The 13328-nt window shown below is 39.3% G+C and carries 11 protein-coding genes; 7 read left to right on the top strand and 4 right to left on the bottom strand.

Annotation, left to right across the window (positions count from 1 at the left end; all coding sequences use genetic code 11):
* Positions 1–6 precede the first annotated feature (6 nt).
* The gene (locus tag BI291_RS05175; protein ID WP_074496690.1) at positions 7–537 is read right to left on the bottom strand and encodes a glycine cleavage system protein R; all 531 of its coding nucleotides are present in this window, start codon (positions 535–537) and stop codon (positions 7–9) included.
* Between the two features lie 351 nt (positions 538–888).
* Between BI291_RS05175 and bamC the strand changes: the two genes are divergently transcribed.
* On the top strand, positions 889–1980 hold the full coding sequence (bamC, locus tag BI291_RS05170) for an outer membrane protein assembly factor BamC (RefSeq protein ID WP_074496689.1): 1092 nt from the start codon (positions 889–891) through the stop codon (positions 1978–1980).
* A gap of 95 nt (positions 1981–2075) precedes the next feature.
* Here bamC and BI291_RS05165 read toward each other — a convergent pair whose 3' ends face one another.
* Complete coding sequence (locus BI291_RS05165) at positions 2076–3398, bottom strand: Na+/H+ antiporter NhaC family protein (protein WP_074496688.1); 1323 nt, start codon at positions 3396–3398, stop codon at positions 2076–2078.
* Between the two features lie 274 nt (positions 3399–3672).
* On the opposite strand from BI291_RS05165, the gene BI291_RS05160 reads away from it, so the two are divergent.
* The 6 genes from BI291_RS05160 to greA all read left to right on the top strand — a co-directional run bounded on the left by BI291_RS05160 (position 3673) and on the right by greA (position 10833).
* The gene (locus BI291_RS05160) at positions 3673–4296 is read left to right on the top strand and encodes an FKBP-type peptidyl-prolyl cis-trans isomerase (RefSeq protein ID WP_074496687.1); all 624 of its coding nucleotides are present in this window, start codon (positions 3673–3675) and stop codon (positions 4294–4296) included.
* A 52-nt stretch (positions 4297–4348) separates the two neighbouring features.
* Positions 4349–4780 carry a hypothetical protein gene (locus BI291_RS05155; RefSeq protein WP_074496686.1) on the top strand — a complete coding sequence of 144 codons (432 nt, stop codon included), beginning with the start codon at positions 4349–4351 and terminating at the stop codon, positions 4778–4780.
* Positions 4781–4801: 21 nt separating this feature from the next.
* Positions 4802–5611 carry a 4-hydroxy-tetrahydrodipicolinate reductase gene (gene dapB, locus BI291_RS05150; RefSeq protein WP_074496685.1) on the top strand — a complete coding sequence of 270 codons (810 nt, stop codon included), beginning with the start codon at positions 4802–4804 and terminating at the stop codon, positions 5609–5611.
* A 255-nt stretch (positions 5612–5866) separates the two neighbouring features.
* Complete coding sequence (carA, locus tag BI291_RS05145; protein ID WP_074496684.1) at positions 5867–6997, top strand: glutamine-hydrolyzing carbamoyl-phosphate synthase small subunit; 1131 nt, start codon at positions 5867–5869, stop codon at positions 6995–6997.
* Between the two features lie 21 nt (positions 6998–7018).
* Positions 7019–10243, top strand: a complete 3225-nt coding sequence (carB, locus tag BI291_RS05140; RefSeq protein ID WP_074496683.1) for a carbamoyl-phosphate synthase large subunit — start codon at positions 7019–7021, stop codon at positions 10241–10243.
* Positions 10244–10356: 113 nt separating this feature from the next.
* Complete coding sequence (gene greA / locus BI291_RS05135; protein ID WP_074496682.1) at positions 10357–10833, top strand: transcription elongation factor GreA; 477 nt, start codon at positions 10357–10359, stop codon at positions 10831–10833.
* A gap of 79 nt (positions 10834–10912) precedes the next feature.
* Here the strand turns inward: greA and BI291_RS05130 are convergent, their stop codons facing one another.
* Together BI291_RS05130 and BI291_RS05125 are read right to left on the bottom strand one after the other, a co-directional pair.
* Positions 10913–11770: a GyrI-like domain-containing protein gene (locus tag BI291_RS05130; RefSeq protein WP_074496681.1), complete on the bottom strand. Its 858-nt coding sequence runs from the start codon at positions 11768–11770 to the stop codon at positions 10913–10915.
* A 160-nt stretch (positions 11771–11930) separates the two neighbouring features.
* The gene (locus BI291_RS05125) at positions 11931–13313 is read right to left on the bottom strand and encodes an alkaline phosphatase (RefSeq protein WP_074496680.1); all 1383 of its coding nucleotides are present in this window, start codon (positions 13311–13313) and stop codon (positions 11931–11933) included.
* Positions 13314–13328 lie beyond the last annotated feature (15 nt).

The following is a 13328-nucleotide window of genomic DNA, read 5'->3' as shown; positions in this document are numbered from 1 at the left end:
TCCTATTTATAAAGAGTGTTGTGTGACTTTTCTAATACGGCCTTGAACGTCAATTTGTTCACATAATGCAAAAAAGTCTTTCTCTAATTCTTCAATCGGCATTTTTTCATTAAGCGCGATGTGCACCATGGCACTCATATGATTTGTTTCAGGGTCGATCTCTGATTTTAATGAAGAAATATCGATACTTCGGGTCGCAAAAAAGGCGGTAACAGCTTTTAAAAGACCTGGCTGATCAATACCAGCATAGTCAACTTGATAATGTTCTGTATAGTCTTGCCGTTTATAGTCAGAGGTGCGTTTCATCATGGTGATCAAATCACGCTTGATGGCAACAGCAGGCAACTTGCTTTCAAGTTGGTTAATGGCTTTTGCACTACCTTTTAGTAACATGATCATGGTAAATTCAAGGCCAAAAATTGCCATTTTACTGTCAACAATATTACAGCTACATTCACTCGCAAGTTTTGTTAAATTACTAACACTACCTGTTCGATCAGGCCCCATAACAGTTAGTACCAAATACTGTGATGACATTTTTTACCTATATCAGTTGAAAAGGGGGCAGTATTGTACCGAAAATTGAACAATAGTGCACCCGTCAATATTTCTGATTTCTGCGATGACTTATAATTGCGTGGATGCCGCTACTAGGTCTACAAGTCAACGCGTTTAATAACCTGTTTTGCAATGAGTTAAAGTTGAACAGTTCCAAGTTATTTAGTGTTATGCTCAAGAATAATTCTTGAGTTTGCATAGCTCTACAAGTACCATGTAGCCTTAATTAATCCATATAATAAATGAACTTTGTCTTAAACAAAGCGTCTATCTTGTCACTTACATTAATAAGATTGATAAACATGTATAGTGAATACGTTGGGAGTATGAATGAATCGTAAGCTTTTTGGTTTCTCGCTAGTAGCATTAGCTGTAGCAGGATGTAGTAACGTTAGTAAAAAACAAGCCAGCGGCGATTTTGAATACGCCGAAATAAAGGAAGCAAGAACATTATCAATTCCCAAAGATTTATCTGCACCGAAAAAAAAGCAAGATTTTGAGGTGCCAGATAACATTAATCATCAGGGTTCTATTGGTCGTGAAGTTGACGTAAGAGCGCCTTCTTTGGTATTGCCTGTTGCCACTTCTTCTCGTGTTGAATCAACCACGCATAATGCGAAAATTTGGTTTGATCAAGTGCTTGAAGAGCGTGATTTGCTCGATTTTATCTATCAGGCGTTAAAAACTCAGCTTGAAGATGATGGTGTTGGCCTAGATGTTATCGATGCAGAAAACCTGATTTACGAATCTCAGTGGTATAACCGTGAGAAAGAATCAGGAGTTTGGTTATTTGAGGAAGTCGAGTTAACAGAGAGTTTTAGGTTTCGCTATCAATTTGAAACGAAGCCTCATGGTAGAAGTGTCGCTTTATCTGTTAAGTTAGTTGATTATATGCGTACCGATCAATCAGGTACCTCGAAAAAAATGGCATTACTGGATCAAGAACGTGCTGAAATGGCAATGTTAAATGAGATTGTTGCGCAAGTTGATTTTCAATATCGTAAACAACAACAAGAAAATCGTTTGATGCGCGCTAATCAAAAGTTGGTCTCTACGGGTGAGAATTCACAGGGACAGCCAGCATATATTGTTGAGATGGCATTAGACTCGTTATGGCCGAATATGCCTATTTTCTTTGAAGATTATGGCTTTACCGTTACTGATCTTAATGAGTCTAAAAAAATATATTATGTTGACTTTGTTAAGCCAGATGTTGGTTTATGGGACAAACTATGGGGTGATGACGTGCCTGTGCTTGAGTTGTCTGACCAACAATATCAGTTTGTACTTGAATCGATAGAAGATGATAGTAAAACAACAGTGACGATTATAGATGATCAAGGCAACGTGTTAGACCAAGAAACCTTAACGCGTATTTTCCCCGTGATGGAAGCGGCATTATCATTTCGTGACATTTATTAATTGAACGATAACTTAACGTTAAAAGGCCAGTAAAACTGGCCTTTTTTATGTCAAAACTTTATTAAAGAAATAACTGTTTTTTGTAAGCTACGCTGTTACTTCTTTGTCACTCGCCAAAATGCAAAGCTTGCTACAAATAGTAAAATCATTGGGTAGTAGGCATGTGACACCACTGCTAATGGTGATAATTGCAATGTTGTTCCAAGCAGTAATGCTTGAGCGCCATATGGTAATAAGCCTTGGTTAATGCAAGCAAATATATCTAAAATACTAGCAGAATGTGCAGGTGACAACGCGCCATCTTCTGCGAGCTCTTTAGCGGTCTCGCCTGTAACAATTATAGATACGGTATTGTTTGCGGTAAAAAAGTTACAAATGAAAGCTAAACAAGCAATGCCAAAGCCAGCTGCCCGTTTGTTATTATTACGATAAATACGTCTTGTAATACGTTCTACAAGGTCTGTTAATGCCGCTAAGCCACCTTGTCTCTTGATTAATTCACTTAAACCACCAATGAATAGCGCTAATATGAATAAATCTTGCATATTGGCGAACCCTTGATTGATGTCACTGATCCAGGTTGATAAAGCGTAACCTGTTTGCCACATACCAACACCGGCAGCTAAAACAATACCTATGACTAAAACGATAAATACATTGACGCCAAGTAGCGCCAGTATAAGGATGGCGATATAAGGAAGAAGACCAATGATATTTGTTTCACTTGCGGCAATAGTAGGCATAGTAACGCCCATACTGGCAAATAAAATAATACATAATATGGCAGCGGGTACAGCAAAGGTGAAGTTCACTTTAAACTTGTCTTTCATTTTCGCCCCCTGAGATCGGGTCGATGCAATTGTTGTATCAGAGATAATAGACAAGTTATCACCAAAGATAGCGCCCGATATAATCACCCCTGCAATGACACTACTATCGACATCAGAAGCTTCAACCAAGCCTAGTGCTATAGGGGCAATTGCAGCGATAGTGCCCATTGATGTACCCATAGCAGTAGAGATAAAAGCGGCAACTAAAAATAAACCCGGTAAAAGTAAAAAATCTGGGAATAAGGAAAGGCCAAGTTGAACACTCGCGTCAACACTTCCAGTCGCTTTGGCAACAACGGCGAATGCCCCTGCTAACAAATAAATGAAACACATGGTAATAATGTTCGGGTGGCCAGCACCATTAATAAACTGTCCTATCTGTTCACTGATAGGTTGCCTACCCATAAAAATTGCAATAATGATGGCTGGAATAATAGCGATGCTCGCAGGAAGTTGATAAAACGCAAATTCAACTCCTTGCATGGTTAACACGATACCAGTACCTAAAAATATACTGAGAAAAACAGCAAATGGAAACAGGCTAAATAAGTTCTTAGTAGGCGCAGTTGTTGCGGATTGATCTGTCATTGGAATATTTCAAAAGAATAATTTTTATTATTGCCAACAATAAAGTTTTTTTTCTAAATGTCTATGACTTTTCTGTGCAAATATTTTAGGCCGAGCAAATAATTAATCGAATATGGCGTCAATCCAGCTATAAAGCGTGGTGCTTGGTTTAATTATAATAAATAACAAAATGAGCCCGATTGTGACTACAGACATACAATGGTTTGTGCTATCCTAGCGCGAATTTTCTATCCATATCTACTGTAAAAGGTAGGTAGCTAAAAAAGTGAATATTATGTCTGATAAATTATTTGAAACTATTGAACAACGCGTAAGCTACGGTGTAGGCCGTCAACTGGGTGATCAACTTCGCAACAACCCTTTTAAAGATTTTGATGTTACTGCCGTTCAAGCGGGTTTAGCTGACGCAATGGCAGCTGCAGATAGCCAAGTATCTGAAGCTGATTTAAATGAAGCCTTTTCCGTTGTTTCAAAAAAACTACAAGAACAAGAACAAGAAGAAGCAAAAGTAAAAGCTGCTGAAGGCGAAGCTTATTTAGTAGAAAACGCTAAGCGTGATGACGTTGTTGTTTTAGAGTCTGGTCTTCAATATGAAGTGATCACTGAAGGTGAAGGGGAAAAACCAACAGCTCAAAGTACAGTACGTACGCATTACCACGGTACATTCATTAACGGTGATGTTTTTGATAGCTCTTATGATAGAGGTCAACCTGCGGAGTTTCCTGTTGGTGGCGTCATTCAAGGTTGGACTGAAGCACTACAATTAATGCCAGTAGGTTCTAAATGGCGTTTACATGTACCTTATAACCTAGCTTATGGCGAAAGAGGCTCTCAAGGAGCAATACCTCCATACGCTGCTTTAGTGTTTGATGTTGAGTTATTAGACATCATCAGCTAATTAAACAAAACGATAAGCCGGGTGTTCCCGGCTTTTTTATGGGATCAATATAATGTTAGTTGCAGCAGACATAAACGCATTGTTTAAACGTTATCTTGCCGGCTTTATTCAGCAAAACCTTGCTGAGGTAGCAAGTTGCTATCAAACGCCTTGCACGTTAACTACACCCGAAGAAATGCAATATATCGTTGATGATGCACAATTAGAATGTACTCTGCTTGAAATATTTTCTCAGTTATCTGTTGCTAATGTGGCAGAAATAAAGGTGCCGTATGGCAGTTTTGATACCATAAACACTGAACTTGCATTAGTTTGTTTGCATTGGCAATTTATTGACCAGAACCAACAAACGTTTGCAGAATTTTGTGCTTTTTATCATATAGAATTGACTGCTCAGGGGAAGGCAAAAATTCGTCATGTGATATCACATGATCTTAGTGAGTTAAAGCATCTTAGCACAACTATTAATTTTGATAATATTTAGACTTTGGAAATGAACAATACTATGAACGTTAACGTAGCTGTTTTGGGAAGCAGCGGTCGAATGGGTAGAAACTTAATACAGGCTGCAGTAGAACATCAACAAACCTTGTTGGTTGGTGGCACGGTTAGAGCAAGCTCTTCTTTTTCTCAAGTTGATTTAGGCGAATTAGCTGGCATAGGTAAGATAGACGTAAAGGCAACGACTGAACTTTCATCATTACTTGCTGCTGATGTGTTTATCGACTTTACTTCTATTGAGTCAACCTTTGAGCATTTAGCTTGGTGCCAACAACATAATAAAGCGATAGTCATTGGTACTACAGGATTTAGTGATGAGCAAGTAGAGAAAGTAAAAGAATATGCCCGAGATATTCCGGTAATTTTAGCGCCAAATACCAGTGTAGGGGTGAATGTTCTATTCAAACTATTAGAAATGGCGGCCAAAGCGGTTGGTGATTTTACCGATATTGAGATTTTTGAGGCACACCACCGGTTTAAAAAAGATGCTCCGTCAGGAACGGCAATGAAAATGGGCCAAGTCATTGCAGATACCTTGGGGCGTGATCTTAATAAAGTTGCTGTTTATGGCCGAGAAGGTATAAGCGACGAACGGAAACAAGATACTATTGGCTTTGCTACCGTCAGAGCGGGTGACATTGTTGGTGAGCATACTGCTTTTTTTGCTGATTTGGGTGAACGATTAGAAATTACGCATAAAGCAACCACACGCATGACTTTTGCTTTAGGTGCAATGCGTGCAGCTACATGGCTTAACACAGCAAAACCCGGTTTTTATGACATGCAGGATGTACTAGGGTTAAAAGACGTTTAGGCCTAGTTTATTGTTAAGTATTAACTAAGTAAAATGTACTTTTTAACCCTTTAGATACAATTTCGCGGCTAAAGGCTACTTTTTACATTTTTAACTGGACGTTATTATTAAATCAGCGTAGAATGCGCGGAATTTGTCAAAAATTTGTTTTTTGTGAATTGATTGGCAGATTAATAAAGCAACTTTCGCGCTTAATATCACCATGTTTTGATGGTGTAAAATATTAAGATTTATTTCTTCTTTTCGGAGGTTAAATTGACTAAATCTGCAATTTTAGTGCTAGAAGATGGCACAACATTTAAGGGCACCGCTATTGGTGCAGAAGGGGCCGCCGTTGGTGAAGTAGTATTTAATACTTCAATGACTGGTTACCAAGAAATATTAACTGATCCCTCGTACGCAGAACAAATTATTACCCTCACTTATCCCCATATTGGCAACACAGGCACAAATAAAGAAGACGAAGAGTCTGAGACTATTTGGGCTAAAGGCCTTGTTATTCGGGATTTACCATTACTTGCTAGTAACTTCAGAAACGAAGAAACGCTTACTGAATACCTTATTCGTAATAATATCGTTGGTATTGCCGATATCGATACACGTAAATTAACACGTATATTACGAGAAAAAGGTGCTCAAAATGGTTGCATCGTTGCTGGTGAAAACATTGATGAAGCAACTGCTTTAGCAAAAGCAAAAGCATTTCCTGGCTTAAAAGGAATGGATTTAGCGAAAGTGGTTTCTGTTAAAGAATTTTACCAATGGACAGAAGGAAGTTGGCAATTAGGCACAGGTCATGTAACACCTGAAAAGTTTGACTTTCACGTAGTTGCCTATGATTTTGGTGCGAAACGTAACATTTTACGTATGTTAGTGGACAGAGGTTGTAAACTTACAGTAGTGCCTGCGCAAACAACTGCCGAAGAAGTACTAGCCCTTAAACCTGATGGAATATTTCTATCAAATGGCCCTGGCGACCCTGAACCCTGTGATTATGCGATTAAGGCTATTAACGCTTTTCTTACAACCGATATTCCAATTTTTGGTATTTGTTTAGGTCATCAGCTACTTGGTTTAGCTAGTGGTGCAAAAACAACCAAAATGAAATTTGGTCATCATGGTGCAAACCATCCAGTAAAAGATTTTGATCGTAATGTTGTGATGATCACTTCGCAAAATCATGGTTTCGCTGTCGACGAAGAGAATTTACCTGAAAATTTAAAAATAACGCACAAGTCATTATTTGATGGTTCTCTACAAGGTATACACCGTACTGACAAGCCTGCATTTAGTTTTCAAGGGCACCCTGAAGCAAGCCCAGGCCCCCACGATGCAGCACCGTTATTTGATCACTTTATTGAACTTATCAACGCTCGTAACTCATAAGATTGTGGAGATTTAAACACTATGCCAAAACGTAATGACATAAAAAGTATCCTAATCTTAGGTGCTGGTCCTATTGTAATCGGTCAAGCCTGTGAGTTTGACTATTCAGGCGCTCAAGCATGTAAAGCTTTGCGTGAAGAAGGTTTTCGAGTTATTTTAGTGAACTCTAACCCTGCAACGATCATGACAGATCCTGACATGGCCGATGCAACGTATATTGAGCCTATTCATTGGGAAGTTGTACGTAATATCATTGAAAAAGAACGCCCTGATGCTGTGCTACCAACAATGGGGGGCCAAACGGCATTAAACTGCGCGCTAGAATTAGAAGCGAATGGTGTTTTAAAAGAATTTGATGTTGAAATGATTGGTGCAACAGCTGATGCGATAGACAAAGCCGAAGATCGCAGTCGTTTCGATAAAGCAATGAAAAGCATTGGGCTTGAAACGCCACGTGCTGAAATTGTTCACTCAATGGAAGAAGCTAAAGCAACCGCTAAACGCATCGGTTTTCCTTGTATCATTCGTCCTTCGTTCACTATGGGTGGTACAGGCGGTGGTATTGCTTATAACCAAGAAGAATTTGAAACCATTTGTACACGAGGCTTAGATCTTTCACCTACCAACGAATTATTAATTGATGAATCATTAATTGGTTGGAAAGAATATGAAATGGAAGTGGTTAGGGACAAAAATGATAACTGTATTATCATCTGTTCTATTGAAAACTTTGACCCGATGGGTATTCATACGGGTGACTCAATCACGGTTGCACCTGCTCAAACGCTAACGGATAAAGAATACCAAATAATGCGTAACGCTTCTTTGGCGGTATTGCGTGAAATTGGTGTTGAAACGGGTGGTTCAAACGTACAGTTTGGCGTTTGCCCAGATACTGGCCGAATGGTTATTATTGAAATGAACCCGCGTGTTTCACGTTCGTCGGCACTAGCATCTAAAGCGACAGGTTTCCCAATTGCTAAAATTGCTGCCAAACTGGCTGTTGGTTATACCCTTGATGAACTTTCAAATGATATTACCGGTGGTGCAACGCCAGCATCATTCGAACCTACCATTGATTACGTTGTGACTAAAATCCCACGTTTTAACTTTGAAAAATTTGCTGGTTCTGAAGATCGCTTGACCACGCAAATGAAGTCTGTGGGTGAAGTCATGGCAATTGGCCGTAACCAACAAGAATCGATGCAAAAAGCATTGCGTGGTTTAGAAGTTGGTGCTTCTGGTTTTGACCCACAAGTTGATGTCACTCAACCGGGTGCAAAAACAAAGATTATGCATGAGCTTCAAGAAGCCGGTGCTGATCGAATTTGGTACGTTGCTGATGCATTCCGTTTAGGTCTTTCGGTTGATGATGTCTTCCGGTTGACCAAAATTGATCGCTGGTTCCTTGTGCAAATTGAAGATATTGTACTTGAAGAACAAAATGTTGCAGAAAATGGTATGGCGGGGCTAACACCTGAGTACTTACGTCAATTGAAACGTAAAGGTTTTGCGGACTTACGCTTAGCATCATTAATTGGTGTTAGTGAAACTGAGATACGTAAAAAACGTCATAGTGCTGAAATATTCCCTGTTTACAAGCGTGTTGATACCTGTGCAGCAGAGTTTAAATCAGACACTGCCTATATGTATTCAAGCTATGATGAAGAGTGTGAATCTGCGCCTACTGATAATAAGAAAATTATTATTTTAGGTGGTGGTCCTAACCGCATTGGTCAAGGTATAGAGTTTGACTACTGTTGTGTACATGCTGCATTAGCATTGCGTGAAGACGGTTATGAAACAATAATGGTTAACTGTAACCCTGAAACAGTGTCTACCGATTATGATACGTCAGATCGTTTGTACTTTGAACCGATTACTTTTGAAGACGTATTAGAAATTGTACGTGTTGAAAAGCCTGTCGGCGTTATTGTGCAATATGGCGGTCAAACACCGTTGAAATTAGCACGAGCGTTAGAAGCAGCAGGTGTTCCGATTATTGGTACTTCCCCTGATGCTATTGACCGTGCAGAGGATAGAGAACGTTTTCAACAAGCGGTTGAGCGTTTAGAGTTATTACAACCTGAGAATGCAACGGTTACTTCTGTAGAAGAAGCGCTTGTAAAAGCAGAAGCGATCGGGTTTCCTTTAGTGGTTCGTCCATCATATGTTTTAGGTGGCCGTGCAATGGAAATTGTATACGACCTAGAAGACTTACGCCGTTATATGAACGAAGCGGTAAGTGTGTCCAATGAAGCGCCAGTATTGCTTGATCACTTTTTAGATGATGCGATTGAAGTTGATATTGATGTGTTATGTGATGGCGAAAGTGTTGTTGTTGGCGGTATTATGCAACACATCGAACAAGCAGGTGTTCACTCTGGTGATTCCGCATGTTCATTACCTGCGTATAGCTTGAACCAAGAAGTACAAGATGTTATGCGTAAGCAAGTATCAGATCTTGCCTTTGAATTAGGTGTTGTTGGCTTAATGAATACTCAGATGGCAGTGAAGGATGGTCAGGTTTACCTCATTGAAGTTAACCCGCGTGCAGCACGTACTGTGCCGTTTGTTTCTAAAGCAACGTCAGTTCCTTTAGCAAAAATTGGTGCACGAGTAATGGCAGGTAAAAAACTGGCTGAGCTTGGTATTACCGAAGAAGTCATTCCACCTTATTTCTCTGTAAAAGAAGTGGTTATCCCGTTTAATAAGTTCCATGGTAGTGACCCTCTTGTAGGTCCTGAAATGCGTTCTACAGGTGAAGTAATGGGCGTAGGTAAAACGTTTGAAGATGCATACGCTAAAGCTAACCTTGGTGCTGGTGTATCGGTGCCTAAATCAGGTAGAGCGCTTATTTCTGTCAGAAACAGCGACAAAGAACGTGTTGTTGAACTGGGTAGAAAAATGGTGGAACTTGGCTATGAAATAGATGCTACGCACGGCACTGCTGTTGTGTTAGGTGAAGCCAATGTACCGTGTCGTCTTGTCAATAAAGTACATGAAGGTCGCCCACATATTCTTGATAGAATTAAAAATAGCGAATATAACTACATCATTAATACGACAGAAGGGCGTAAAGCCATTGAAGACTCTAAAGTATTGCGAGGTGGGGCATTACGTTATAAAGTACCTTATACTACGACATTGAATGCCGCTTATGCATCATGCCAAGCACATGCAGCAGATGCACTTAAAACGGTTAACTCTATTCAGGAATTACATGCGTTATGCGCTAAAGGCTAACGTAGAGTATTCTTTGTCGAATGATGACAGTTCTGTTAAGCTAGTCATTATTGGTAATAAAGTTTGATATAAAGGTGGTTTTGACCACCTTTATCTTTTAGGAAAAGGAAATAATGAATCAATACCCTATGACGCTTAAAGGTGCTGAAGCCTTGCGTGATGAATTGAACTATTTGAAATCAGAAAAGCGCCCTGAAATCATTGAGGCAATTGCTGAAGCTCGTGAACATGGTGATTTAAAGGAAAATGCAGAATATCATGCAGCCCGTGAACAGCAGGGCTTTTGTGAAGGGCGCATTCAAGATATCGAAGGTAAACTTGGTAACGCACAAGTTATTGACGTAACTAAAATTCCTAATAATGGTAAAGTGATTTTTGGTGTTACAGTAACGCTTTTAAACATAGATACAGAAGAAGAAATGACTTACCAAATTGTAGGTGATGATGAAGCCGATATTAAAAATAATCGCATTTCAGTAAATTCACCGATTGCTCGCGGGCTAATTGGTAAAACGGTTGATTCTGAGGTTGAAATTACCACGCCATCTGGTTTGGTTGAATATGAAATTATCGCGGTAGAACATAAGTAATATTTGCTAGGTTCAGCTGTTAAAAAACCGATAAACCTTGTTTATCGGTTTTTTTTGCAATATTGACGGTGTTATTTCGTTATTGTAGCGGCAAATAGATATTTAATGTTGCTTGATGTGGCGCGACATCAGGGTACATGGTTAATCGTTCAATGATACAGGGAAAGTCAGCAAGAGTTTCATCATTATGGTTTAACCAATCACTGTAGAGAAAGTTAAGTGCGGTTGCTAGCCCTTGGTCGGGCCCTTGATAAGGTAATTTTGCACATTTCATTTTAGGAATTATTTGACTGAAAATTTGATATTGTTCATTTGAAAGTTCATGTTTAGTTTCTGCGCAAATGTCAAAAATGAATGCACTTGGTTCAGCTTGTTCTGGATCACTGTAAAGTAAATTAAAGGTTTTAGACTGATCAGGAGGTGTGTGATGTGCTCTTCGCCATTGAATAAAATGTTGCACACTGGCCATTATGTTTGCGGGATCGCCTTGATGTCGGTAGGTGGCAACACAGGTACGTGGAAAATCAATAATTGATACGTCATTATTATTATAATGGATCATGTTAGCTTCCTCTTTAGCTAATGCTGGCGTAATAAGCCATGGTTTATTGTTTGGTGTTAATCGAAAATCACGAGGAGATTGTTTAAACTTCTTTTTAAATGCTCTACTAAACGCCTCTAAAGATTGATAGCCGGCATCAAAAGCAATGTCGGTAATATCTTGATCGCGTAAATACACTTGATGAGCAGCACGAATCAATCGTCTTGTTTGCACGTACTGACGAAGTGGTTTTTTTACTTGGGCGCTAAATAATCGATGAAGATGAAAACTTGAAATAGCCGATTGCTTACTTAACTCTGAAAGGGTAAGAGACTCCGCGAGGTTTTCTTCAATATAGTTAATCAGCGTTTGTATCTTTATAGAATATTGCGACATTGACAATCCTGAATGATTTTTAGCTACTTTAAACCGATGAACTCAAGTGTGCTTGATAAAACTTGCGTAAAAAAGCCAGCAATTGAATTTGCTGGCTTTTATTCGTGAAGAACTTCGCGTTTGTGTTTAATGCGATTAGTTTAACAGTAATTCATTAACCCTAGTTATTTTCAATCAAGGTAAACACACCCTTCGCAATATCAGTGTTATCTATTAATCCTTCAAAAATAGCACTTTGGGCACCAATGGCGTAAACAGGTACATCTACCGCTGTATGACCGGAGGTTGTCCAGCCTGTATTCGTTTTGCGATCAATAATGCTATTTAATGCGCGATACAGCGCATACTTAACACTTGGTTTACGTTGCTTCTTTTGTTGCTCAGGGGTTAACTGTAAATATGCTTGTAGCTTAGATAACGCTTTTTCTTTCGCTTCAATAACGTTTGTAACATCTTCGTCTTCTAGTGTTATATTTGCTAGTGCAGCACTTAGGCTTGTTTTTGAAATTTCACTATCAGCCAGAACTTGAGCGGCAGCAGACGTTGATGTTTTCATCTCTCGTAGCATTTCAGGTGACCATCGGTATTCACCTTTAGCCGCTAATGTTAAGCCACCAGTGCTATGATCTGCAGTTAAAATTACTTGTGTATTTGGATTAGAATCAACATAACTTTCTAAATACGCTAATGTTTGTGCTAAATCGTGCATTTCAGCCATTGCACTATTTATATCGTTGCTGTGCCCAGCCCAATCAACTTGGCTTGCTTCAACTAGCATAAAAAAGCCATTAGGGTTTTCTAAATGAGACAACGCGGTTTTCGTCATTTCTAATAATTTACCTCCGCCATTATCTAAGGCTGGAGGTAAACCAACATCTGCGAATAAACCAAGTAGTTTATTGTTTGTATTTGTTTGCGAAAGTAGTTCGAAGTTGTCGATATAATCAAAACCTGCTTGTTTGAACTCATTCACTAAATTTCTATCATCTCGAATGAAATACTGCCAACCACCACCGAATAACACATCGACATTTATCCCATTATCAATATAGCTATCAGCAATGGCATTATAGTTTTTTCGACTTTCATTGTGAGTGATGTATGCCGCTGGTGTAGCATGATTAACTTGTGAAGTTACGACCACACCCGTTTTTTTACCTAGTGCTTTGGCGCGTTGTAATACCGTTTCAACGGGCTGTTTGTTGACATCAACACTAATGGCTGAATTATATGTTTTAACACCCGCTGCTAGGGCAGTTGCACCAGCAGCAGAGTCAGTAACTCGGCCAGATTCCTGGGCTGGATAGGTGCTGCTCATGCCAACAAGATGTTTGTCAAAAACAGTTTGCTCTATATTGGGTGTTGATGGGTTGTCGGCATAATAACGGTATGCTGTAGGGAAAGCTGGGCCCATGCCATCCGCAACAATCATAATCACATTAGTAATGGGGGTTTTTGTTACAGGTTGTTTGGTGACTTCACTTGTCGCATTACAACCTAAAGTGATTGAAGCAACAGCAAGAGAGATTAACAGTTTTTTCATTTGCTTTTCCATAAA

Source organism: Thalassotalea sp. PP2-459, assembly GCF_001913705.1.
Taxonomy (GTDB): Bacteria; Pseudomonadota; Gammaproteobacteria; order Enterobacterales; family Alteromonadaceae; genus Thalassotalea_C; species Thalassotalea_C hakodatensis.
Note: the sequence above shows the minus strand (reverse complement) of the source record. Positions and strands in the feature narration are given on the sequence as shown.